At 67.0% G+C, this 23,686-nt stretch carries 19 protein-coding genes; 12 read left to right on the top strand and 7 right to left on the bottom strand.

Annotation, left to right across the window (positions count from 1 at the left end):
• Nucleotides 1-20 precede the first annotated feature (20 nt).
• The 3 genes from AU252_RS02920 to AU252_RS02910 all read right to left on the bottom strand — a co-directional run bounded on the left by AU252_RS02920 (nucleotide 21) and on the right by AU252_RS02910 (nucleotide 6,308).
• Nucleotides 21-3,905, bottom strand: a complete 3,885-nt coding sequence (locus AU252_RS02920) for a Pls/PosA family non-ribosomal peptide synthetase (protein ID WP_058932707.1) — start codon at nucleotides 3,903-3,905, stop codon at nucleotides 21-23.
• 187 nt (nucleotides 3,906-4,092) lie between these two features.
• A complete protein-coding gene (locus tag AU252_RS02915) occupies nucleotides 4,093-5,055 on the bottom strand; it encodes a quinone oxidoreductase family protein (protein WP_058929444.1) in 963 nt (320 codons plus the stop codon).
• Between the two features lie 161 nt (nucleotides 5,056-5,216).
• Complete coding sequence (locus AU252_RS02910) at nucleotides 5,217-6,308, bottom strand: fatty acid desaturase family protein (protein ID WP_058929443.1); 1,092 nt, start codon at nucleotides 6,306-6,308, stop codon at nucleotides 5,217-5,219.
• Nucleotides 6,309-6,482: 174 nt separating this feature from the next.
• Here AU252_RS02910 and argC point away from each other — a divergent pair, with 174 nt between their 5' ends.
• The 9 genes from argC to AU252_RS02865 all read left to right on the top strand — a co-directional run bounded on the left by argC (nucleotide 6,483) and on the right by AU252_RS02865 (nucleotide 16,233).
• Nucleotides 6,483-7,514, top strand: coding sequence for an N-acetyl-gamma-glutamyl-phosphate reductase (gene argC / locus AU252_RS02905; protein WP_058932706.1), 1,032 nt, complete (start codon nucleotides 6,483-6,485; stop codon nucleotides 7,512-7,514).
• Nucleotides 7,511-8,677 carry a bifunctional glutamate N-acetyltransferase/amino-acid acetyltransferase ArgJ gene (argJ, locus tag AU252_RS02900; RefSeq protein WP_058929442.1) on the top strand — a complete coding sequence of 389 codons (1,167 nt, stop codon included), beginning with the start codon at nucleotides 7,511-7,513 and terminating at the stop codon, nucleotides 8,675-8,677. The genes argC and argJ overlap by 4 nt, the downstream gene beginning before the upstream one ends.
• A 43-nt stretch (nucleotides 8,678-8,720) precedes the next feature.
• Nucleotides 8,721-9,698 (top strand): acetylglutamate kinase, encoded by a 978-nt coding sequence (argB, locus tag AU252_RS02895; RefSeq protein ID WP_058929441.1) that lies wholly within the window; start codon nucleotides 8,721-8,723, stop codon nucleotides 9,696-9,698.
• Nucleotides 9,695-10,990 (top strand): acetylornithine transaminase, encoded by a 1,296-nt coding sequence (locus AU252_RS02890; RefSeq protein ID WP_058929440.1) that lies wholly within the window; start codon nucleotides 9,695-9,697, stop codon nucleotides 10,988-10,990. The genes argB and AU252_RS02890 overlap by 4 nt, the downstream gene beginning before the upstream one ends.
• Entirely contained in the window at nucleotides 10,987-12,021 is a 1,035-nt protein-coding gene (argF, locus tag AU252_RS02885; protein WP_058929439.1) for an ornithine carbamoyltransferase, read from the top strand. The genes AU252_RS02890 and argF overlap by 4 nt, the downstream gene beginning before the upstream one ends.
• Entirely contained in the window at nucleotides 12,021-12,557 is a 537-nt protein-coding gene (locus AU252_RS02880; protein ID WP_056343008.1) for an arginine repressor, read from the top strand. The genes argF and AU252_RS02880 overlap by 1 nt, the downstream gene beginning before the upstream one ends.
• 106 nt (nucleotides 12,558-12,663) lie before the next feature.
• Nucleotides 12,664-13,869, top strand: coding sequence for an argininosuccinate synthase (locus AU252_RS02875; RefSeq protein WP_058929438.1), 1,206 nt, complete (start codon nucleotides 12,664-12,666; stop codon nucleotides 13,867-13,869).
• A gap of 6 nt (nucleotides 13,870-13,875) precedes the next feature.
• Complete coding sequence (gene argH / locus AU252_RS02870) at nucleotides 13,876-15,315, top strand: argininosuccinate lyase (RefSeq protein WP_058929437.1); 1,440 nt, start codon at nucleotides 13,876-13,878, stop codon at nucleotides 15,313-15,315.
• 150 nt (nucleotides 15,316-15,465) lie between these two features.
• Nucleotides 15,466-16,233 carry a maleylpyruvate isomerase family mycothiol-dependent enzyme gene (locus tag AU252_RS02865; protein ID WP_058929436.1) on the top strand — a complete coding sequence of 256 codons (768 nt, stop codon included), beginning with the start codon at nucleotides 15,466-15,468 and terminating at the stop codon, nucleotides 16,231-16,233.
• Between the two features lie 2 nt (nucleotides 16,234-16,235).
• On the opposite strand, the gene AU252_RS02860 is transcribed toward AU252_RS02865, so the two are convergent.
• Nucleotides 16,236-16,757: a methylated-DNA--[protein]-cysteine S-methyltransferase gene (locus AU252_RS02860; protein ID WP_058929435.1), complete on the bottom strand. Its 522-nt coding sequence runs from the start codon at nucleotides 16,755-16,757 to the stop codon at nucleotides 16,236-16,238.
• Nucleotides 16,754-18,280: an AlkA N-terminal domain-containing protein gene (locus AU252_RS02855; protein ID WP_058929434.1), complete on the bottom strand. Its 1,527-nt coding sequence runs from the start codon at nucleotides 18,278-18,280 to the stop codon at nucleotides 16,754-16,756. Before AU252_RS02855 ends, AU252_RS02860 begins: the two co-directional genes overlap by 4 nt.
• 78 nt (nucleotides 18,281-18,358) lie before the next feature.
• Between AU252_RS02855 and AU252_RS02850 the strand changes: the two genes are divergently transcribed.
• On the top strand, nucleotides 18,359-19,009 hold the full coding sequence (locus AU252_RS02850) for a DNA-3-methyladenine glycosylase (protein WP_058929433.1): 651 nt from the start codon (nucleotides 18,359-18,361) through the stop codon (nucleotides 19,007-19,009).
• Here the strand turns inward: AU252_RS02850 and AU252_RS02845 are convergent.
• Entirely contained in the window at nucleotides 18,979-19,614 is a 636-nt protein-coding gene (locus tag AU252_RS02845) for a GNAT family N-acetyltransferase (protein WP_083510232.1), read from the bottom strand. The two genes, AU252_RS02850 and AU252_RS02845, sit on opposite strands and share 31 nt — an antisense overlap.
• 155 nt (nucleotides 19,615-19,769) lie before the next feature.
• Between AU252_RS02845 and AU252_RS02840 the strand changes: the two genes are divergently transcribed.
• Nucleotides 19,770-21,998, top strand: a complete 2,229-nt coding sequence (locus AU252_RS02840; RefSeq protein ID WP_058929432.1) for a HelD family protein — start codon at nucleotides 19,770-19,772, stop codon at nucleotides 21,996-21,998.
• Between the two features lie 79 nt (nucleotides 21,999-22,077).
• On the top strand, nucleotides 22,078-23,391 hold the full coding sequence (gene tyrS, locus AU252_RS02835) for a tyrosine--tRNA ligase (protein ID WP_058929431.1): 1,314 nt from the start codon (nucleotides 22,078-22,080) through the stop codon (nucleotides 23,389-23,391).
• Between the two features lie 17 nt (nucleotides 23,392-23,408).
• Here tyrS and AU252_RS23745 read toward each other — a convergent pair whose 3' ends face one another.
• On the bottom strand, nucleotides 23,409-23,675 hold the full coding sequence (locus AU252_RS23745) for a hypothetical protein (RefSeq protein ID WP_157768925.1): 267 nt from the start codon (nucleotides 23,673-23,675) through the stop codon (nucleotides 23,409-23,411).
• Nucleotides 23,676-23,686 lie beyond the last annotated feature (11 nt).

The following is a 23,686-nucleotide window of genomic DNA, read 5'->3' as shown; positions in this document are numbered from 1 at the left end:
GGACAGCTGGTACTGCGGGGCTAGCGTGGTTTGGGAGCGGACGCTGCGGGACCGCTCCAGGGGCTCACCGGGTTGCCCATCCAATAGGTCGCGGCGGGAACGGATTCGCCCCGCATCACCAGCGAGGCCGGTCCTACAGTTCCACCGCTGCCGATGCTCGCCTGCGGCAGGATGACGCCGTGGGGGCCCATGGTTGCTCCGTCTTCGAGGGTAACAGTGTCCAGGCTCATGACCCGGTCATGGAACAGGTGGGTCTGGACCACACAGCCACGGTTGACGGTGGAGTTCCGCCCGAGGGTGACCAGGTCGGCTTCGGGAAGCCAGTAGCTTTCGCACCACGTGCCGCGGCCGATCCGGGCGCCGAGCGCCCGGAGCCACCAGACCAGGGCCGGGGTCCCGGTGGCTGCCCGCGCGAACCAGGGGGCGCTGACCATTTCGATAAACGTATCGACCACCTCGTTGCGCCAAATGAAGGAGCTCCAGAGCGGGTGCTCGCCGGCCCGGATCCGGCCCACGAGGACCCATTTGGCGACGACGGCGCTGCCCGCGGCCACCGCGCCCGCCAGCAGCATCACGACGCCGCCCAGGGCTGCGGCAATCCCGTAGTTGTAGGCGGCAGCCAGCCAGTCAAAAGCAAGCATTACGCCGGCGGCGATCGCCACCGTTACCACCACGGGGATGAAGCGGCCCAGTTCCCAGAGGCAGCGGGCAAACTTGAGCCGCAGCGGCGGCTGGTAGGTGCGGGTGTCGTCCGAGGCGATGGCGGTGCGCCGGAGCCGCACAGGCGGGCTGCCCAGCCAGGACGTCCCGGACTTGGCCTTGGCCGGTGTGGCCGACAGGACGGCGACGAGTGAGTTCTTGGGGACATTCCGGCCGGCAGCGGTCATGCCCGAGTTACCCAGGAAGGAGCGCTTGCCGATCTTCGCGGGCGCAATCCGCAGCCACCCGCCGTCGAGCTCGTAGGAGGCCACCATGGTGTCGTCGGCCAGGAAGGCGCCTTCGCCCACGGTGGTCATCTTGGGGATGAGCAGGACCGTGGAGGCTTCGACGTTCTTGCCGATCTTGGCGCCCAGCAGGCGCAGCCAGACCGGTGTGAAGAGACTGGCATAAACGGGGAAGAGCAGGTCGCGGGCCAGGTCCAGCACACGTTCCGTGGCCCAGACCTGCCAGCCGATCCGGCTGCGGACGCGGTAGTAGCCCTCCGCCAGGCCGATGCCGAGCAAGCGCGTGGTGGCCAAAATCAGCAGGAGGTTGACGACGAACCACACGAGGGCCGCGGGTGCGAGGGCGAGCAGGAGCTGCGGGACGGCTGCGGAGAGCGATTCACTGCCTTGGATGAAGGCAAAGACCACCAGCGCCGCGGCGGCGGCGGAGACGTAAGGGATCAGGGCCAGCACGGCTGAAGCCACGGCGAATCCGGCGAACCAAAGACGGCCAATCAGCCGATGTTCTGCAGGGGTGTCCGGCAGCGAGTGCTTGGCCTTGCCCCGGCGCTCGGCCGGGGAGCCGGCCACGTGGTGGCCGGCCTTCACCTTGCCGAGGACGGCCGAGCCGGGCTCCACCTGGGCTCCGGCGCCGATGGAAGCGCCGGGCATCAGCGTGCTGCGCGCCCCGACGCTGGCTCCTGCCCCGATATGGACGGCCCCGATGTGGACGATGTCCCCGTCGATCCACCAACCGGAAAGATCCACCTCAGGCTCGACGTTGGAGCCGCTGCCGAGGGAAAGCATCCCGGTGACAGGCGGCAGCGAGTGCAGTTGGACGTTGTTGCCGATCTTGGCGCCCAACGCCCGGGCGTAGTACGGCACCCATGGTGCGCTGGCGAGGCTGATGGCCCCGGCGAGGTCCTGGATCTGTTCGGCCAGCCAGAGGCGCACGTGCACCCGTCCGGAGCGCGGGTACGTTCCCGGCCCCACCTTCCGGAGCAGCATCCGGGCCGCGGCCACGGAAATCAGCATCCGGCCGGCTGGGGAGACGAAGACGAGCCAGGAGGCGGCCACCCACCACCAGGAAACGGTGGGGGCAGCGCTGAAGCCGGCCAACGCGGCCAGCACGTTGTTAGCCGCCATGAGGTAGGTCAGCCAGCGCATCCCCACCAGGATGTGCAAGGGAATGCCCATCAGCGTCTGGAAGACCTGGGACTTAAACGCGGTGGGGCGTACGGTCCGGGACGGCGCAGGTCCGGTGGCCACTCCGTCGGGAAGGGTCTGGCGGGCCGCATCAATCAGGGCACCGATCCTGGGTGTGGCATAAATGTCGGCGACCGTGATGGTCGGGTACCGGACCCTGAGGGCTGAGACCAGCTGGGCAGCGGACAGGGAGCCGCCGCCGTAGGCGAAGAAGTCGGCGTCGAGGCTTGTTACGCGGCTGCCCAGGACTGCAGTCCACTGTTCGGCCACCCAGGAGGCATCTTCGGGCAGGTTCAGGGGGGCAGCGTCGGCCTCCGCCGCACCGGTCCCGGTCAGCGGCCACGGCAGCGCATGGCGGTCCACCTTGCCGCTGGTTTTGGTAGGCAGGGAGTCGACGACGGTCAGCAGCGGAATGAGGGGCGCTGGGAGGCTCGCTGCCAGGTGTTCGCGGGCGGCCACCAGATCCAGGTCAGCGTCGGCGGCGGCCAGGTAGCCCACCAGGATCTGGTTTCCTGCAGCGGTTGTCCTTACTGCCGCAGCAGCTCCGGCAACGTGCGGGAGGGCCTGCAGGGCGGCGTCAATTTCGCCCAGTTCGATGCGGCGTCCACCGAGCTTGACCTGTTCGTCGGCGCGGCCCATGAAGATCAGCCCGGCGGCTTCGTAGCGGACCAGGTCGCCCGAACGGTAGGCGCGGTCCCAGCCGAAGGACGGCATGGGCGCGTACTTCTCCCGGTCCTTGTCCGGGTCAAGGTATCGGGCCAGTCCGACGCCGCCGATAATCAGTTCGCCGATCTCCCCTTCGCCGACGGGCAGTCCTTCAGCATCCACTACGGCCAGGTCCCAGCCGTCCAGGGGCAGTCCGATCCGGACCGGACCGGGGCCACCCAGGGGAGCCGCGCAGGCCACTACCGTGGCCTCCGTGGGGCCGTAGGTGTTCCAGACTTCACGGCCCGGGACGGCAAGCCGCTCGGCCAGCTCGGGCGGGCAGGCCTCGCCGCCGAAAATCAGGAGCCGGACGCTCTCCAGGGACTCGGCCGGCCAGAGGGCAGCCAGCGTAGGAACGGTGGACACTGCGGTGATGCCGTGGCTGATGAGCCACGGGCCGAGGTCCGTTCCGGTCCTTACCAGGGCCCGCGGTGCGGGCACCAGGCAGGCGCCGTGACGCCAGGCAAGCCACATTTCCTCACACGAGGCATCAAAGGCGACGGAAAGCCCTGCCAGTACCCTGTCCTGCGGGCCGAGGGGCTCCGCCTGCAGGAAGATCCGGGCTTCGGCGTCAACAAAGGCGGCGGCGGAGCGGTGCTGGACCGCGACGCCCTTGGGCGTGCCGGTGGAACCGGAGGTAAAGATCACCCAGGCGTCATCGCCGGGCTCGGCGGAACGGCTTTCGGCAGCACGACGCTCGGCTTCACCGCGTTCACCGCGTTCAGCGGGTTCCGGGGAGTCAGGCACGGAGACCGCGGCCCCACCGGTGAGCACTGCGGCTACGCCAGCCTCACCGAAAACGAGCCGGGCACGTTCCTCAGGGTCGTCGGCGTCCACCGGAACGTAGGCGGCACCGATGTGCAGGATGGCGAGAATCGAGATGTAGAGCTCGCTGGTCCCGGACGGAATCCGCACACCTATCCTGTCGCCGGCGCCCAGCCCGGCGGCCTGGAGCTCCCGTCCTTTGGCCCGGACCGCGGCCATCAGGTCGGCGTAGCTCAGGGAACGCCGGCCGTCGTCGAGCGCTGAGGCCTCCGGGAAACGTGCCGCCGAGTCCGCCAGGATGGCCATGAGGGTCCGCTCGGGCGGGGCCAGGGGAAAACCGGCCAGCTGGGGGCGGTAGGGATCCTCCGGCAGGGATGCGACGACGTTTGACTGATGCTCACTCACGGACGGATTCTGCCTGAGTAAAGTGAACGCAAGGTGTCCAGAATTAGTTGAAGATTCATGTTCTGTTCACGCGTGCTGCCTGTATCCATCAGGGAACCAGCAGGACCTTGCCCGTGGTGCGCCGGCCCTCGAGGTCCTCATGGGAACGCCGCGCCTCGGCCAGGGGGTAGGTGGCGCCGATCCGTACATTCAGGTGCCCCTTTTCTGCGGCGGCGAAGATCTCCGCCGAGCGCCAGCGGCGCTCCTGCTCGTTGAGCAGGAAGTGGGCCAGGGACGGACGCGTCAGCGTCAGCGAACCGCCGGCGTTGAGGCGCTGCGGATCCACCGGCGGAACGGCCCCGGAGGCTGCCCCGAACAGGACCAGCATGCCTCGCGTGCGGAGGCAGGAGAGGGAACCGTCAAAGGTGTTCCGGCCGACGCCGTCGTACACCACGTCCACGCCCTTCCCGTTGGTGAGTTCGCGGACATGGTGGGGGAAGCCCTCGTACCGCAGCACATGGTCGGCCCCGGCGTCGCGGGCAAGTTCTCCCTTGGCCTCCGAGGAAACCGTGGTGATGACGCGGGCGCCCCTCTCCTTCAGCAGTTGGATCAGCAGCAGGCCGACGCCGCCGGCACCGGCGTGCGTCAGTACTGTGTGGCCCGGTTCGACCTTGAAGGAGGAATTGATGAGGTAGTGGGCGGTCATGCCTTGGAGCGGCAAGGCAGCCGCCGTCAGGTCGTCGACGCCGTCCGGCACCGGAAGTGCCTTGGCCGCATCGAGCACCGCGTAGCCGGCGTAGCATTTAGTGCCCTCGGCCGTGGCCACCCTGCTGCCGACTGCGAAGTTTTCGACGCCTTCGCCGAGCTCCTCTACAGTCCCAGCGGCTTCCGAACCAGGCGTAAAGGGGAACGGGACCTGGTACATGCCCCCGCGCTGATAGGTGTCGATGAAGTTCACCCCGGCTGCCGCCACCTTGATGAGCAACTGGCCGGGACCCGGCGTGGGTCGGTCCACGTCGGCGATCTCGAGGACTTCCGGACCTCCGGACTGGCGGGCAACGATGGCTTGCATAAAAAGGTCTCCTCTCCGGGCGGGGGTTTCCCGCGGCCGGTGTCTCTGACCATCCTAGGGATACCGCTACCGACGACGAAGCGACGGCCGGTAGCCGGCCGTCGCTTCGGGTCATACGAGGCAGAGTCATGCGGGGGAGCCCGCGTGGCTCGGGGTGCGTGCTAGAACCGCCGGGTCACCGTTGCCATGGGGCACTCGAAGTGGCGTCCGGCAGCGAGCCCCACTTCGTTGAGGTAGCGGACGATGATGCCGTAGGACTGCAGCAGTGTGGTTTCCGTGTAGGGAACCTGGTGCTTCTTGCAGTACTCGCGGACGATCTTGGCTGCCTTGTCCAGTTGGGGGCGTGCCATGTCCGGGAAGAGGTGGTGCTCAGCCTGCCGGTTCAGGCCGCCGAGCAGGATGTCCATAAACCGGCCACCGGAGATGTTCCGTGACGTCAGGACCTGGCGGCTGAAGAAGTCCACGCGGCTGTCCGCGGGCAGGACCGGCATGCCCTTGTGGTTCGGCGCGAAGGAAGCACCCATGTAGAAACCGAAGACGGCGAGCTGCACGCCGATGAACGCGAACGCCATCCCGAGCGGCAGGAACGTAAATGCCAGCACGGGCAGGAGGCTAAGCCGGACCAGCAAAATGGGAAGCTCCACCCATCGGTGTGTCACCTTGGCCCGACGGAAGACGAACTTCACGGAATCGATCTGCAGCCCCAGGCCAACAAGGAACAGTAGCGGGAAGAAGAACCATCCCTGCTTGCGGGTCAGGAACGAAAACCTGCCCTGCCGCGTGGCGGCACCTTCGGTGTGGAAGGCGATGGCCCCCGTGGCAATGTCAGGATCCTTCGAAATGACGTTGGGGTGGTTGTGGTGGGCGCCGTGCTTCTGCTCCCACCAGGAGTAGCTCATGCCGGCAACCGAGGTGGCCAGGATCCTGGCGGTCCAGTCGTTGGCGCGGCGGGACGCGAAGATCTGGCGGTGCCCGGCCTCGTGGGCCAGGAAACTCAGCTGTGTGCAGAGGACCCCGACGGCCGCGGCGATAAGGAGCTGGAACCAGCTGTCGCCGATCAGGGCAAAGCCGAACCACGTGGCGGCCATCAGGAGCACCAGGCTGGCAAAGAGCGTGATGTAGAAACCGACGCGGCGTTCCAGCAGGCCTTCAGCCTTGACGCTCTTCAGCAGCTCCGAATAGCTCAGGACAACGGCGTTGGGCTGCCGGACACGCGATTTAGGGCGCTCAGACGTGGGGAACGTGGTGGTCATGGAGCGGGGCCTCGTAACTGTTTCGGGCAACGGTGCAGCCGACATTCGGACTGCACGGTCATGATCACCCTCACCCTAGCTTACGCCTGCTTGTCCAGTGGCCCCGGGAATCGATGCCAACATCGATGCATAAATATCGGGCACACTGAATACTTTTGCTGTATGATTCACGGCATGACTATTTCTGTTGCCGTCTCCGGAGCCAGCGGCTACGCCGGGGGAGAAGTCCTGCGGCTCCTGGCGGGACATCCGGACGTGACCATCGGTGCCATCACCGCGCACAGCAACGCAGGCTCGCGCCTTGGCGAGCTGCAGCCGCACCTGCACGGACTGGCCAGCCGCATCCTGGAAGACACCACCGTGGAGAATCTCTCCGGGCACGATGTGGTGTTCCTGGCACTTCCGCACGGTGCTTCCGCCGAGATCGCGGCACAGCTCCCCGAAGGCACAGTTGTGATCGACGCCGGCGCAGACCACCGCCTCGAAGATCCAACCGCGTGGGAAAAATTCTACGGCTCGGCCCACGCCGGAACGTGGCCCTACGGTCTGCCGGAGCTCCCCGGCCAGCGCGAGGCCCTCAAGGGCGCCACGCGGATCGCCGTCCCGGGCTGCTACCCCACGTCGGCCCTCCTGGCCCTGGCGCCCGGGTTCGCCGCCAAGCTGCTCCAGCCCGACGACGTCGTGATCGTTTCCGCCTCCGGCACCTCGGGTGCGGGCAAGGCCGCGAAGGTGAACCTCATCGGTTCTGAGGTGATGGGCTCCATGAGCCCCTACGGCGTGGGCGGCGGCCACCGCCACACCCCCGAGGTTGAACAGGGCCTCTCCAATGCTGCCGGCGAGAGTGTCACGGTGTCCTTCACCCCGACGCTCGCGCCGATGAGCCGCGGCATCCTCACCACCGCCACCGCGAAGGTCAAGCCCGGCACCACGGCGGCGGACCTCCGCCAGGCGTGGGCTGATGCCTACGACGACGAGCCGTTTGTCCACCTGTTGCCGGAAGGGCAGTGGCCCGCCACCAAGTCCGTCCAGGGCTCCAACCACGCGGCCATGCAGTTGGCACTGGATGAACACACCGGCCGCGTGATTGTGACCTGCGTCATTGATAACCTCACCAAGGGGACTGCCGGCGGCGCCGTGCAGTCCATGAATATTGCGCTTGGCCTGCCGGAAACCGCCGGCCTCAACCTGCAGGGAGTTGCACCGTGACCGTTACCGCCCCCCTGGGATTCCGCGCCGCTGGCGTCACCGCCGGGCTGAAGACCTCAGGCAAGCCGGACTTCGCCCTGGTGGTCAACGACGGCCCGTCCAAGGCGGCGGCCGCCGTCTTCACCAGCAACCGGGTGGCCGCGGCCCCCGTCCACTGGTCCCGCCAGGTGGTCTCGGACGGCCGCGTGGACGCAGTGGTCCTCAACTCCGGTGGCGCCAACGCCTGCACGGGTCCCCAGGGGTTCCAGAACACCCACAGCACGGCCGAAAAAGTGGCAGCGGTCCTCGGTATCTCGGCGACGGACGTGTTTGTCTGTTCCACCGGCCTGATCGGCGAGCAGCTGCCCATGGACAAGATCCTCCCGGGCGTCGAGGCTGCCTCGGCAGCGCTCAGCACGGACGGCGGTCCGGATGCGGCCACCGCCATCATGACCACAGACTCGGTGCCCAAGTCCGCACTGTTCATCGGCACGGACGCCGGCGGCCAGGAGTTCACCATCGGCGGCATCGCCAAGGGCGCCGGCATGCTGGCACCCGGCCTGGCCACCATGCTGGTGGTCCTCACCACTGACGCCTACGTCGAAGCGGAAATGCTCGACGTCGTCCTCCGCGACGCCACGCGCGTCACCTTCGACCGGGCTGATTCGGACGGCTGCATGTCCACCAATGACACCGTAGTGCTGCTGGCTTCCGGCGCGTCCGGTGCCGTCCCGTCCGCGGAAGCCTTTGGTGCCGGGCTGACCCAGGTGTGCGCCGAACTGGCGCGCAAGCTGATCGGGGACGCCGAAGGCGCCAGCCACGATATCGCCATCCGCACGTTCAACGCGGCTAGCGAGCGGGACGCCGAAACGGTCAGCCGCTCCGTGGCCCGGTCCAACCTGTTCAAGGCAGCCATCTTCGGCAAGGACCCGAACTGGGGCCGCGTGCTGTCCGCCGTGGGCACCACGGACGCCGTGTTCGAACCGGACCAGCTGAACGTGGCCATCAATGGCATCCAGATCTGCCGCAACGGCAGCATTGGCGACGACCGCAACCTGGTGGACCTCGAACCCCGCGAAGTCCTGGTGGAAATTGACCTGCAGTCCGGTGACGCCGAAGCCACCATCTGGACCAACGACCTCACCCACGACTACGTCCACGAGAACAGCGCCTACTCAAGCTAGATCCTCGCGCTGATCAACCAGCAACCCTGGAGATACTGCACGCATGAACACCCAGACCCGTGAAACGACGTCAATGAGTGATGCCCAAAGCAAGGCCGGCACGCTGATCGAGGCGTTGCCCTGGATCCAGCGGTTCGCCGGCACCACCATGGTGATCAAATACGGCGGCAACGCCATGGTCAACGAGGAACTGCGCCGTGCCTTCGCCGAAGACGTAGTGTTCCTGCACCATGTGGGCATCCACCCCGTAGTGGTCCACGGCGGCGGTCCGCAGATCAACTCCATGCTGGCGCGGCTGGGTATCGAGTCCGAATTTAAAGGCGGCCTCCGCGTCACCACCCCCGAAGCCATGGACGTGGTCCGGATGGTCCTCACCGGCCAGGTGGGCCGCGAACTGGTGGGCCTGATCAACTCCCATGGCCCGTATGCCGTGGGCATGTCCGGTGAAGACGGCGGCCTGCTCCGTGCCGTCCGGACAGGCACCGTCATTGACGGCGAGGAAGTGGACCTCGGCCTGGTGGGCGAAGTTGTCGGCGTGAACCCGGAGGGCATCCTGGACATCCTGGCCGCCGGCCGCATCCCGGTCATCTCCACCGTGGCACCGGAAATCGAGTCCGACGGCCTCGAGACGGCAGCCGGAGAGGTCCAGACCACCGGCCAGGTCCTGAACGTCAACGCGGATACCGCCGCGGCCGCCCTCGCCGAAGCCTTGGGGGCCTCCAAGCTGGTGATCCTCACCGACGTCGAAGGCCTCTACGCCAACTGGCCGGACCGGTCCTCCCTCATCTCGTCCCTCACGGCCTCGGAGCTGCGCCAGCTGCTGCCGTCGTTGGAATCGGGCATGATCCCCAAGATGGAAGCGTGCCTCAAGGCCATTGACGGCGGAGTGGAACGCGCGCACATCGTGGACGGCCGCCTGCCGCACTCGATGCTCCTGGAAACATTCACGACGGCGGGCATCGGCACGCAGGTTGTGCCCGACGAAGACGCAGACAGCCAAGAACAGGGAGCCACCCCATGAACGCGGTAAAAACTGGAAGCCACGCGGCCAGCACACTCGAGAAGACTCCGGTAGGAGACCTGGTTGACGGTAAAGGCCACAGCAGCGGGGCTGAGTGGCTCACGCGCTACTCCACGTCCCTGATGGGAGTCTTTGGCACCCCGCAGCGCGTCCTGGTCCGTGGTGCCGGCTGCCTCGTGTGGGACGCCGACGGCAAGGAATACCTGGACCTGCTCGGCGGTATTGCCGTCAACGCACTGGGCCACGCCCACCCGTTTGTCACGTCCGTGATTTCGAGCCAGCTGGCCACACTGGGGCACGTCTCCAACTTCTTCACCAGCCCCACGCAGATCGCGCTGGCCGAAAAGCTGCTGGCACTGACGCACGCCCCGGCGGGCTCCAAGGTGTTCTTCACAAACTCCGGCACCGAAGCCAACGAAGCCGCCTTCAAGCTGGCCCGGCGTAACGGAGCCAGCCCGGACGGCACCACGGGCAAGCGCACCAAGATCATCGCCCTCGAAGGCGCCTTCCATGGACGCACCATGGGTGCCCTGGCCTTGACCGCCAAGGAAGCCTACCGCGCACCGTTTGAGCCGTTGCCCGGCGGCGTGGTCCACATCCCGTTCGGCGACGTCGCAGCCCTGGAAGCAGCCATCGACGAAACCGTGGCCGCCGTTTTCCTGGAGCCCATCCAGGGCGAAGCTGGAGTGCGGCCACTGCCTCCTGGCTACCTGAAGGCAGCCCGCGAGGCGACCACAAAGGCCGGCGCCCTGCTGATCCTGGACGAGGTCCAGACTGGAATCGGCCGGACCGGCAAATGGCTCGCGACGGAGGACGCCGGCATCGTTCCCGACGCCGTCACCCTGGCCAAGGGCCTCGGCGGCGGCTTCCCCATCGGTGCGCTCCTCACCTTCGGTGAGCGGACGTCGTCGCTCCTGTCCGCGGGCCAGCACGGCACCACCTTCGGCGGCAACCCGGTGGCGACGGCGGCCGCGCTGGCCACGCTGCACGCGATCGAAAGCCAGCGGGTCCTGGAAAACGTTGCAGTTGTGGGGGACTACCTCCGCACCGGGCTCGCCGCCGTCGACGGCGTCACCGAAGTCCGCGGCGAAGGCCTGCTCATCGGCTTCGACCTGGACGCCGACGTCGCCCCCGCCGTGGTGACCGCAGGCCTGGACGCCGGATTCATCGTCAACAGCCCCGGCCCGCGCACCATCCGGCTTGCCCCGCCGCTGGTTCTTACCAAGGACCAGGCCGGCACCTTCCTCGCCGCCCTCCCGGCAATCCTCCAGACAGCTAAGGACGCGCAGTGACCCCTGTAGTTTCTTCCGCCGGCACAGCCAGCACCACACGCCACTTCCTGAAGGACACGGACCTCAGCCCCGCTGAGCAGGCCGAGGTCCTGGACCTGGCCGTCCGCATGAAGGCAGCGCCGTACAGCGTGCAGCCCTTTGCCGGGGAGGGTAACGGCCGCAAGACGGTGGCCGTCATCTTCGACAAGACCTCCACCCGTACGCGGGTTTCCTTCGCCACGGGCATCGCGGACATGGGCGGCAACGCGCTGATCATCAACCCGGGGGAGGCGCAGATCGGCCACAAGGAGTCTGTTGAGGATACCGCCAAGGTCCTGGAGCGTATGGTCTCCACCATTGTGTGGCGCACCGGCGCGCACTCGGGCCTCGTGGCCATGGCTGAGAACTCAAGGGTGCCGGTTATTAACGCCTTGTGCGACGACTACCACCCGTGCCAACTCCTGGCGGACCTGCTCGCTGTGAAGGAACACAAGGGCGAGCTCAAGGGCCTCACCATGAGCTACCTGGGCGACGCCGCCAACAACATGGCCAACTCCTACCTGCTGGCCGGCGTCACCGCCGGGATGCACGTCCGCATCGCCGGCCCGGAAGGCTACCTCCCGGCAGCGGAGATCGTTGCCGCGGCGGAGGAGCGCGCTGCCCAGACCGGCGGTTCCGTGCTGGTCACCACCGACGCCGCCGTTGCCCTCAAGGGCGCCGACGTTGTGGCCACGGACACCTGGGTCTCCATGGGCCAGGAAGCCGAAAAGGAGGCCCGGCTGCAGCTGTTCCGGGAGTACTCGGTGGATGAGGCGGCCATGGCACACGCGGCGGATGACGCCGTCGTGCTTCACTGCCTGCCCGCCTACCGCGGCTACGAGATTTCGGCGGGCGTCATCGACGGCCCGCAGTCGATCGTCTGGGACGAAGCGGAGAACCGGCTGCACGCGCAGAAGGCACTGATGGCCTGGCTGATGCACCGGTCCGGACTCGCCGTCGTCGAAGGCCTGGCCCCCGTGGACGGGCTGGCGCCACAGGAGGTTGGCAACTAGTGTCCGTCCCGCCAGCATCGCCGGGCTCCAGCCCGGCCACCAAAACGGCCCGCCAGGCGCGCATCACCGCGATCCTGACGGGTGAATCGGTGCGCTCCCAGGCGGAGCTGGCCGCTTTGCTGGCGGACGACGGCGTCCAGGTCACCCAGGCCACGCTGTCCCGGGACCTCGTGGAACTCGGCGCCGTCCGGGTCCGCGGCAAGGAAGGCGTGCTGGTTTACGCCGTCCCCGGCGAGGGCGGCGAACGTGCGGCCAAGAGCGGGGTCAGCCAGGAGATCCTGGATGCCCGGCTTGCCCGCCTGTGCAGTGAACTCCTGGTCACGGCGGAAGCCTCGGCCAACATCGCGGTGCTCCGGACCCCGCCCGGTGCGGCCAACTTCCTGGCCCTGGCCATTGACCACTCGGTGATGCCCTCCATCCTGGGGACCATTGCCGGTGACGACACCGTGCTGCTGGTTTCCCGGGATCCGCAGGGCGGGCAGGACCTCGCGGTCCGGTTCCTGCAGCTCGCCGAGGAAGCCGGCGGCGGCCAGTAGGCCCATACCGCCCGAACACCCTCCCGGTGTGACAGGCTTTCCCCAGAACGTTTTTCCCTGAAGAATTCCCCGATCAACATCTACAACCCCAATTAGGAGCATTTTCGTGACTGAGCGCATTGTTCTGGCCTACTCCGGTGGCCTCGATACTTCCGTAGCCATCGGCTGGATCGGTGAAGCCACCGGTGCCGAGGTCATCGCCGTAGCGGTCGACGTCGGACAGGGCGGCGAGTCGCTGGAGACCATCCGCCAGCGCGCACTCGGCTGCGGCGCCGTCGAAGCCTACGTGGCCGACGCGTCCGACGAGTTCGCCAACGAATACTGCATGCCCACGCTCAAGGCCAACGCCCTCTACCAGGGCCACTACCCGCTGGTTTCGGCGATCTCCCGCCCGGTCATCGTCAAGCACCTGGTCAAGGCCGCCCGCGAATTCGGCGCCACAACCGTCGCGCACGGCTGCACCGGCAAGGGCAACGACCAGGTCCGCTTCGAGGTGGGCATCCAGACCCTCGGCCCGGACCTGAAGTGCATCGCACCGGTCCGCGACCTCGCCCTCACCCGCGACAAGGCCATCGCCTTCGCCGAGGAAAAGGGACTGCCGATCGAGACCACCAAGAAGAACCCGTACTCGATCGACCAGAACGTCTGGGGACGCGCCGTCGAAACCGGTTACCTCGAGGACATCTGGAACGCGCCCACCAAGGACATCTACGACTACACCGCCACGCCGGAGTTCCCGCCGGCCCCGGATGAGGTCACCATTTCCTTCGAAGCCGGCGTGCCGGTAGCGATCGACGGCGTCCGGGTCACCCCGCTGCAGGCCATCAAGGAACTGAACCGCCGTGCCGGCGCGCAGGGCGTGGGCCGGATCGACGTCGTCGAGGACCGCCTCGTGGGCATCAAGTCCCGCGAAATCTACGAAGCCCCCGGTGCCATGGCGCTGATCACCGCGCACAAGCACCTCGAGGACATCACCGTCGAGCGCGAGCAGGCCCGCTTCAAGGCCACGGTTGGCCAGCGCTGGGCCGAACTGGTCTACGACGGCCAGTGGTTCTCACCGCTCAAGCGCTCCCTGGACGCGTTCATCGAAGACACCCAGAAGCACGTCACCGGCGACATCCGCATGGTGCTGCACGGTGGACAGGCGATCGTCAACGGCCGCCGCTCCGAGACCTCGCTCTACGACTTCGACCTCGCAACCTACGACACCGGCGACACGTTCGACCAGTCCATGGCGCGCGGCTTCATCGAACTGTGGGGCATGTCCGCCAAGGTTGCCTCAGGCCGCGATATCCGCGTCGCAGGAAAGTAAACATCGGTGGTTGAGCCTGTCGAAACCCCGAAATCCGACGCGACGAACACCGGCGCACTGTGGGGCGGCCGGTTCGCCGGCGGCCCCGCGGATGCCCTCGCAGCCCTGAGCAAGTCCACGCACTTTGACTGGCGGCTGGCCCGCTACGACATCGCCGGCTCCAAAGCGCACGCCCGCGTGCTGCACAAGGCCGGACTGCTGGACGACGCCGAACTCGGCGGCATGCTGGACGCCCTGGGCCGCCTGGATGACGATGTCGCCTCAGGCGCGTACTTGCCGGCGGAATCCGATGAGGACGTGCACGGGTCACTGGAACGCGGCCTGATCGAGCGCGCCGGCACCCAGCTGGGCGGCAAGCTCCGCGCCGGACGGTCCCGCAACGACCAGGTGGCCACGCTGGGCCGCATGTTCCTGCGTGACCACGCCCGGATCATCGCGCGCGGCGTGCTGGCAACCATCGAGGCGCTGGTGGGGCAGGCCAAAGCCCACCAGGGTGTGGCCATGCCAGGCCGCACTCACCTGCAGCATGCCCAGCCCATCCTGCTCAGCCACCACCTGCTGGCCCACGCCTGGGCGCTGCTGCGCGATGTGCAGCGGCTCCAGGACTGGGACAAGCGCGCAGGGGTTTCGCCTTACGGTTCCGGTGCCCTCGCAGGCTCGTCGCTGGGCCTGGACCCGGAGGCCGTCGCGGCGGACCTGGGCTTCTTCTCCGCCACCCACAACTCCATTGACGGCACCGCATCGCGCGATGTCTTCGCCGAGTTTGCGTGGGTTACGGCCATGATCGGTGTGGACCTGTCCCGCGTTTCGGAGGAAGTCATTCTCTGGGCCACCAAGGAGTTCTCCTTTGTGACCCTGCACGATTCCTACTCCACCGGTTCCTCGATCATGCCGCAGAAGAAGAACCCCGACGTCGCCGAACTGGCCCGCGGCAAGGCAGGGCGCCTGATCGGCAACCTGACCGGGCTGCTGGCCACGCTCAAGGGACTGCCGCTCGCGTACAACCGCGACCTGCAGGAGGACAAGGAACCGGTCTTCGATGCCGCCGACACCCTGGAGCTGCTGCTTCCGGCTGTCTCGGGCATGATCGCGACGCTGAAGTTCAACACGGAACGGATGGAGTCGCTGGCACCGCAGGGCTTCGCGCTGGCCACGGACATTGCCGAGTGGCTGGTCCGCCAGGGCGTTCCGTTCCGCGAGGCGCACGAGCTCTCCGGAGCAGCGGTCAAGCAGGCCGAAAGCCGCGACGTGGAGCTGTGGGATCTGACGGATGAGGAATACGCCGCTATTTCGGAGCACCTGACTCCGGAGGTCCGCACGGTCCTGTCCACCGAAGGGTCGCTCAACAGCCGCAACTCACAGGGCGGCACCGCACCCGCCGCCGTCGAACGCCAGCTGCTCGCGCTGGAAGGCGAGCTCGCCGGCGTGCGGGACTACGCAGCCTAACCCCCAAACGCTCTCTCAGTTGATGCAGCATTTTGGCCAACGCTCTCTCACTTTCCTCAAGAAAGTGAGAGAGCGTTGGCGATATTCATGCATTAACTGAGAGAGCGTCCTGCGTTAAGAGTCGTTAACTCTGTCGGCTACCATGGCGCTATGACTGAGATCACTACTTCAGAACTACTGGCCGAACTGCATAAGGCCGCCGGCGCCGTGGCCTCGACCGCCGCGAAATTCACCGATGAGGATGTCAAGGCACCGTCGGGACTGCCCGGCTGGACCCGCGGGCACGTCCTGGCGCATCTCGCCGGTATCTCCAACGCCATGGCGCGCCAGTTGGAATTTGCCGCCCGCGGCGCCAGTGTTGAGCTGTACGACGGAGGCCAGGACGGACGAACGAAGGCCATCGAAATGGCCGCCGGCCACAACGCGGATGCGCACCGGGCTGACCTGCAGGCCGGCCTGGACCGGGCACTGACGGCTTTTGATTCGCTGGAAGGCGACGCCGACTGGCAGACCTCCATTGCCTACCGCGGCGGAGTGGTCTTCGACGGCGGCCTCGCGTTGTGGCGTGAACTGGTGATCCACACAGCGGACCTGGACGCGGGCCTCGGGCCCGAGACGTGGAGCCGGAAGTTCTGCGAGCACCTCTTCGACTTCCTGGCGGCCCGTGTCCCGCCGGGGGAAAAACTCGTGCTGCAGCCACTCGGGCTCCCGCCCGTGACCCTTGGCCTCGGCCGTTCCACCGTCATCAGCGGGATGATCACTGACATTGCCGCCTGGCTGGCCGGCCGTGAACCATCGCTCGGCAGCCTGCGGGCAACAGCCGCCGCGGACGGCGTGGACCTCCCGGAACTGCTGCCCTGGCCAGCCGGGACACCGGCTGCCGGAGCCACGCCATCCGGGACACCCGCAGCACGGTAGCCCTATCCGGCTTCGCGGGCCAGCAGGCTTTCCGTTGCCTCGCGGGCCAACAGGCTCTCCTTGATGGCCAGGCCCCAGCGGAAACCGCCCAGGGAACCGTCGGTGCGGATGACGCGGTGGCACGGCACAAACAAGGCAGCCGCGTTGAACGCACACGCGCTGGCCGCGGCCCGGACCGCCTTCGGATTTCCGGAAAGCTCGGCATACTCGGTGTACGTCACCGGCGACCCGGGACGAACGGTCCTCAGCACATCCCAGGCGTGCGACCGGAACGGCCCAGACTTCTGGCGCACGGGGACGGCCATGGCGGGCGCGGGATCGCCGGCATAGAAGGCCTCCACGGCCCGGGAGATGCTGCCCAGGTCCGTGACCGCTTCGACGTCGCCCGGCCGCAGCTCGGGGTGGATCTGGCCGGTCAGCTCACCCGGCTCGGCGGTCCAGCCCGAGGCGAGGACCACGCCGTCCTGGGCAAGGATGGTGAACGGTCCGTCCGGGGTGGACATCACTAACAGCTGGGCTTTCATAGCATCGCTTTCTCTGGAACGGCTTGTATAGGTTTGGAGGATTTGGACTCCGCGGCGGCGCGCCACAGGTGCATGGTGGCGTAGGACCGCCACGGGCTGACCTCGCGGAAATCGGGGCTTGGCGTCACGCCAGGCGCCTCAACGCCGCCGCCGTATTGGTTCGTGAGGGCTGGGGCGAGCGCCCGGATGCCGTTTCGCACCGCGGCGTCGTTGGCCAGAAACACGTCCGGCGCGCCGAGGACACGCATTGCCACGTAGCCCACGGTCCACGGGCCCACCCCGGGAAGGGGAAGCAGCTTGGCGCCGAGCCCGGGCAGATCGTCCCCGTAGCCAAAATCCAGTTGGCCTCCAGCCAGGGCCGACGCGGCGGAACGGATGGCGTCAATCCGGCGTTGCGGACCGCGCAGCAGCGTGTAGCCGGTCTCGGCGATTTCGGCCGCGGTGGGAAACAGCCGGTCAAGGCCCTCGCCGGGGACCGCGCTGGGACTGCCGGCAGCGGCCAGCTGCGTCAGTGCGGTCCGGGCCGCAGCCACGGTGATTTGCTGCCCGATCATCGCCCGGATGAGCAGCTCCTGCGGATCCAACGCGCCGGGCATCCTGATGCCCGGCGCACTGGCAACCGAGGCGGCCAGGCGGGGCTCCTGGGACAGAGCACTGTCGATGGCTACCGGATCGGCGTCGAGGTCGAAGAGCCGGCGTACCCTGCTCAGCAGTGCGGGCAGGTCCCGGAGGTCCACCGCGCCGATGGTGAGGGTCAGTGGCCGTCCGGGAGCGCCGTCGTCGTAAGTCACGCTGAAGCGGGCATCGCCATGCGGAAGCTGCAAAGAACGGGCGTACGACGTCGGCGTCCCCGCCTCGATCCCGGGGATCGCCCTGACGGCGAGGAAGGAAAAGATGCCGGGATCGAACGGTTCGCGGTACGGCAGGCTCAACGTCAGCGACGTCGCGGCGGCAGGGGAGCGGTGGTGCCTGGCGGTCGCGCGCAGGGCAGTGGGCGTCATGGCGAACACCTCCACCATGGTGTCGTTGAACTGGCGGACGCTGCTGAAGCCGGACGCGAATGCGATGTCCGCCAGCTTCATCGCCGTGGACACCAACAGGGTGCGGGCGGTCTGGGCGCGGCTGGCCCGGGCCAGGGAGAGCGGGCCGGCGCCGAGTTCGTGGCTGAGGATCCGGTTGAGCTGGCGGGAGGAGTATCCCAGCCGGGCGGCGAGGCCCTCCACCCCGTCCCGGTTGATCACGCCGTCGTTGATCAGGCGCATCGCCCGGCCCGCCAGGTCCTGCCGGATGTTCCACGCAGGCGTGCCTGGGACTGCTTCGGGAAGGCAGCGCTTGCACGCCCGGTAGCCGGCGTCGTGCGCTGCGGCAGAGGTTTCGTAGAAGGTGACGTTCACGGCTTTCGGGGTCCTGGCGGGGCAGGACGGGCGGCAGTAGATGCCGGTGGTCCGGACAGCGGTGTAGAACTGCCCGTCGAACCGGGTGTCCCGCGCGTCAATCGCGCGGTAGCGCTGCCAGAAGTCCATGCCCTCCATCCTGCCAGCCAGCGACCGGGACTGCTAGCGGAAATCGGACACAGCCGTGGCGTTCGATAGAGTCGGATCATGACCGCCAGCCTGAGTCCCGCCAGCCCGGATCAGCTCCGCGAACTGCTGTCCGGCGACGCCCGGAGGGTGGCTCCGCGGCTGCTGGGATCCGTACTGACCCACCACAGCCACGAGGGAACTGTGGCTGTGCGGATCACCGAGGTGGAGGCGTACATGGGTCCCGGCGACTCGTCGCATCCGGATCCCGGCTCCCACACTTTCCGTGGCCCCACGGCCCGCAACGCGCCCATGTTCGGCCCGGCCGGCCACCTCTACGTCTACTTCACGTATGGCATGCACTACTGCGCCAACATCGTCTGCGGCCCGGCGGGCACCGCATCTGCCGTCCTGCTGCGGGCGGGCGAGGTGGTGGAGGGGCAGCACCTCGCGTTGGTGCGCCGTCCGACGTCGAAATCGGCTCTCGATCTGGCGAGCGGCCCGGCCCGGCTGGCCACCACGCTGGCCCTCACTACCGCCGACAGCGGCCGGGATGTCCTGGCTGACCCCTTCGAGCTGCGGCTGACTTCGGTACCCGCTCCCGTGTTCAGTTCCGGGCCGAGGGTGGGCGTTTCCGGCGACGGCGGCTCCGCGACGTATCCCTGGCGCTTCTGGCTGCCAGGGGATCCCACCGTGTCCCGCTACAAGGCGGCGAAGGTGCGCCGGGCATAATCCGTCCCGCCGGGGTGGTCTCCCGCCAGGGCGAACGGCGCCAACCGGTGCTGGAGGCGCTGCTGCACCGCGGGCCATTCCTGCCCCAGGACCGAGAACACTGCCGAATCCGCACGTGTGCCGTCAGGCGCCAGGCGGTGGCTGCGCAGCACGCCCTCGAACGTTGCCCCCAGCCGTTCGATGGCTGCGGCGCTGCGCACATTACGTGCGTCGCAGCGAAACGCAACGCGCTGAACGTGAAGGACGTCGAACGCAAAGGCGAGCAGGGCGTGCTTGCTGGCGGGATTTACGTGCGTGCCCCAGAACTGCCGTCCAAAGAAGGTGCCGCCAACTTCCACGCGTTGCTGGGCGGCATCGAACGCATTCAGCGCGGTTGTGCCCAGGAGGGCCCCGGTCCGCTGGTCCGTCACGGCGAAGGCCAGGCTGGCCGGGTCCTCAATCCTGGCCGCAAACAGCCCTGAAAGCTCGTGCGCCGTGGCCGGCAGGGGCGCGGCCATTCCTGCCCACATCGTGGCGTCCACGAAGTCAAACAGCCCTTCGGCATGGTGCGGTGCCAGCGGAAGGAGGGAAAGCCCGTATCCGGTCAGGACGTTCTCGTGGTGCATTGCAGTATTGAATCACTGACGGGGCGGAACGGCTACGGAAGTGTGCGGCCTGAAAGTGAACATTGGGTGACTTCCGGGGCAGGGGACCGGCGGGCGCGTTAACCGAAATGGTTGTAGAATGGACGGTCTGTCTTTTGCGATAGGGGAACGTTTAAATGCTCGACGCCGATTTGGCCCACGAACGGAACTATGTTGCCGGCCTGTACGCGCGGCTGGAAGAGCTCCGCACGGAAAAGCGCCAGCAGTTGGCGCAGGTCCGCCGGGCCGGTGCCGTGGGCACCATGCAGAATGTCTCCGAACGCGACGCCTTCGCCGCGCTCTACGAGGACCGCCTCGCCCAGCTCGACGCCGTCGATGACCGCCTGGTCTTCGGCCGCCTCGACCTGGATTCCGGTGAAGCCCAGTACATTGGGCGCATCGGCCTGACCACCGATGACCTCCAGCGGCTCATGGTGGACTGGCGCGCGCCCGAAGCCGGGCACTTCTATCAGGCAACGGCGTTTGACCGGCAGGGCGTCCGCCGCCGACGGCACCTGATTCTGCAGGGCCGGGAAGTCAAGGCCATCGAGGACGACGTCCTTGATGCGGACATGCTCGCGGACGACGCCTCGCTGCAGGGCGAAGGAGCATTGCTGGCGGCTCTGGATTCCAAGCGCACGGGCCGGATGTCCGACATCGTCGGCACCATCCAGTCCGAGCAGGACCGCATCATCCGGTCCTCCATTTCCGGTGCCCTCGTGGTGCAGGGTGGTCCCGGTACCGGTAAGACTGCTGTGGCACTGCACCGGGCCGCGTACCTGCTCTACACGCACCGGGAACGGCTGAAGACCGCAGGTGTGCTGCTGGTGGGCCCGTCGTCGTCCTTTATGAAGTACATCGAACGTGTTCTTCCCTCGCTCGGTGAGACCGGCGTGGTCATGGCCAGCGTGGGTCGCCTGATGCCCGGAATCAAAGCGGTTGCCGAACCTGAGGCAGTGGTCGCGGCCATCAAGGGGCGGCTGGACATGGTGAAGGTTGTGGCCAATGCGGTCGCGAACCGGCAGCGGATCCCCGCCGAGGACCGTGTCCTGGACGTCGACGGCCGCAAGCTGATGCTGACGCGGAGGCAAGTAAGCCGGGCGCGCGAACGTGCCCGGTCCACCGGCAAGCCGCACAACGAGGCGCGCCTGACGTTTATCAAAATTCTGCTCCGCGAACTGACCGAGCAGATGACCGATCTCGTGGAGGCCGGGAGCATCGGCAACAATGCCGACCGCTCGTATCTGGCAGAAGACGTCCGCACGGCCCGCGACGTCCGGATCGTCCTGAACCTGTGCTGGATGCCGATGACTCCGGAGAAGCTGATCACCGAGCTTCTGAGCAAGCCCGCAGTCCTGGCGGCCTGCACACCGAGCCTGTCCCTTAGGGAGCGGTCGCTGCTGCTGCGCCCCGCTGGTGCGCCTTGGACCGAGGCCGACGTCCCGCTGCTGGACGAGGCCGCGGAGCTCCTCGGCGAAATGGACCCGGCGGCGGGACGGGGCCTTGCACAGCAGGAGCACGACCGCGCCCGGGACCTTGCCAACGCCAAGCAGACACTGGTGAACATGGGGGACATGGGTGTCGATGTCCTCATCTCCGCGGAGGAACTTGCCGATCAGAACCAGGAGCGCGAGAATCGCCTGACGGCCGCCGAGCGCGCTACCAGCGACCGCACGTGGGCCTTCGGCCACATCGTGGTGGATGAGGCGCAGGAGCTTTCGCCCATGCAATGGCGCCTGCTGGTCCGCCGTTGCCCGCTGAAATCCTTCACCATCGTGGGCGACATCGCGCAGACCAGTTCAGTCGCCGGCGCCAACTCCTGGCAGGGGGCCCTGGCGCCCATGTTCGGTGACCGCTGGCAGCTGGAGGAGCTGACAGTCAACTACCGGACGCCCTCTCAGATCGCTGAAGCCGCCGCCCGCATGGCCAACGCGGCCGGACTGGTGGTTTCCGCGCCGAAGGCCGTCCGCGAGGGACGGTGGGCCCCTGTCATCGACAAGGTTGACCACGGACAGGTGGTGAACCGTTTGGTGGAGGTGCTCCCGGAGGAACTGGCAGCGCTCGACGGCGGCCTCCTCGCCGTGATTGCCGACGGCGACCTTCTGCCGGCTGCAACGTCAGCCCTTCGTGCCGTGTACGGCCGGCGCATCGGCAACGGCGCGGGCAGCTACGAACAGGACATCGTGGTCATCAGCCCGCGCGAGGCCAAAGGCCTGGAGTTCGACGGCGTTGTGGTGCTTGAGCCGTCCGTCATGCTCAACCGCGAGCATGGCCGGGTGGGCGATCTGTACGTCGCCATGACCCGGCCCACCCAGCGGCTCCGGCTGATCGCCGCGGAAGGTATTCCGGCAGGCATAGAAGGCTGAGCCGGTCCGCTTTGCCTCTCGACGCCCGGCGCCGTTCATTTCGGCGCCGGGAGTCGCTGATCCTGCTAACTTAGAAGTCGTGTCAGAACTCAACGATCTCGAATCCCAGCAGAACGACCCCACCTTCGCCAATGTCTGGCAGGAGCTGAAGTGGCGCGGCCTGGTCCACGTCTCCACCGATGAAGAGGAACTGGAAAAGCTCCTCGCCGGTGATCCGATCACCTATTACTGCGGATTCGACCCCACCGCGCCGAGCCTGCACCTGGGCAACCTGGTCCAACTCCTCGTTATGCGCCGGCTGCAGCTCGCAGGGCACAAGCCGCTGGGACTGGTGGGCGGATCCACGGGACTGATCGGCGATCCGCGGCCCACCGCCGAGCGCACGCTGAACACCAAGGACACCGTTAACGAATGGGTGGGCTACCTGCAGGCCCAGGTCCGCCGCTTCCTCAGCTTCGATGGTGCCAGCGCCGCCCGCATGGTCAACAACCTCGACTGGACCGCGCCGTTGAGCGCCATCGACTTCCTGCGCGAGATCGGAAAGCACTACCGGGTCGGCACCATGCTCCGCAAGGATGCTGTTGCGTCCCGCCTCAGTTCGGACGAGGGCATCAGCTACACCGAATTCAGCTACCAGATCCTGCAGGGCATGGACTACCTCCAGTTGTTCCGCGACTACGGCTGCATGCTGCAGACCGGCGGCTCGGACCAGTGGGGCAACCTCACCAGCGGCACTGAACTCATCCGCAAGGTTGAGGGTAAGAGCGTCCACGCCCTGGGTACGCCGCTGATCACCAACTCGGACGGCACTAAGTTCGGCAAGAGCGAAGGCAATGCCATCTGGCTCGACGCCGGCATGTGCAGCCCGTACGCCTTCTACCAGTTCTGGCTGAACACCGCCGACTCTGACGTGGTGGACCGGCTGAAGGTCTTCACTTTCCTGAGCCGCGCGGAAATCGAAACCCTGGCAGCTGCCGTGGCCGAACGTCCGTTTGCACGGGAAGGCCAGCGGAAGCTGGCGTTCGAAGTGACTTCCCTGGTCCACGGTGTGGAGGCAACGGAGAAAGTCATCGCGGCGTCCGCTGCACTTTTTGGCAACGGTGACCTGTCCGCCCTGGACCGGCCCACGCTTGAGGCAGCCACGTCGGAGCTTCCTTCCGCCCGCATCCAGGTGGATGGCCTCGGGATCATTGACCTGCTGGTGGCATCCGGCCTGTCGGAGAGCAAGTCCGCGGCCCGGCGGACCGTCGGCGAAGGCGGCGCCTATGTAAACAACGAGAAGGTGTCCGACCCGGAAGCTGTCATCTCCGAATCGGAGCTGCTGCATGGCCAGTACCTGCTCCTGCGCCGCGGCAAGAAGAATCTCGCGACTGTCGAAGTCCTGGTTCCTTAGCCTTCCCAAGCCCCCATTCACGCTCCTCCGCAGCCGATTTGCACGGCCTCGGGGGAGCGTGTATTGTTTTCTGAGTCGCCGCCGTTGAGTGGTGACAAACCCCCTTCACAAGAGAAGCAATTCATCGTGTGCAAAGCACGAAAATGATGAAAAGCTTCACTTTCTGATGGGCGGATTCGTTCCACAGAGTGAATATCGGGAAAATAACCCGGATTTGCAAAGTGAATAAGAATGAAATAAGCTATAAACATCGCAGCGAAGAAAAGCGAAACAAAAGAATTCATTTGAATATGAA

Source organism: Pseudarthrobacter sulfonivorans, assembly GCF_001484605.1.
GTDB classification, from domain to species: Bacteria; Actinomycetota; Actinomycetes; order Actinomycetales; family Micrococcaceae; genus Arthrobacter; species Arthrobacter sulfonivorans_A.
The sequence above is the reverse complement of the archived record's forward strand: the minus strand, read 5'-3'. Positions and strand labels throughout refer to the sequence as shown.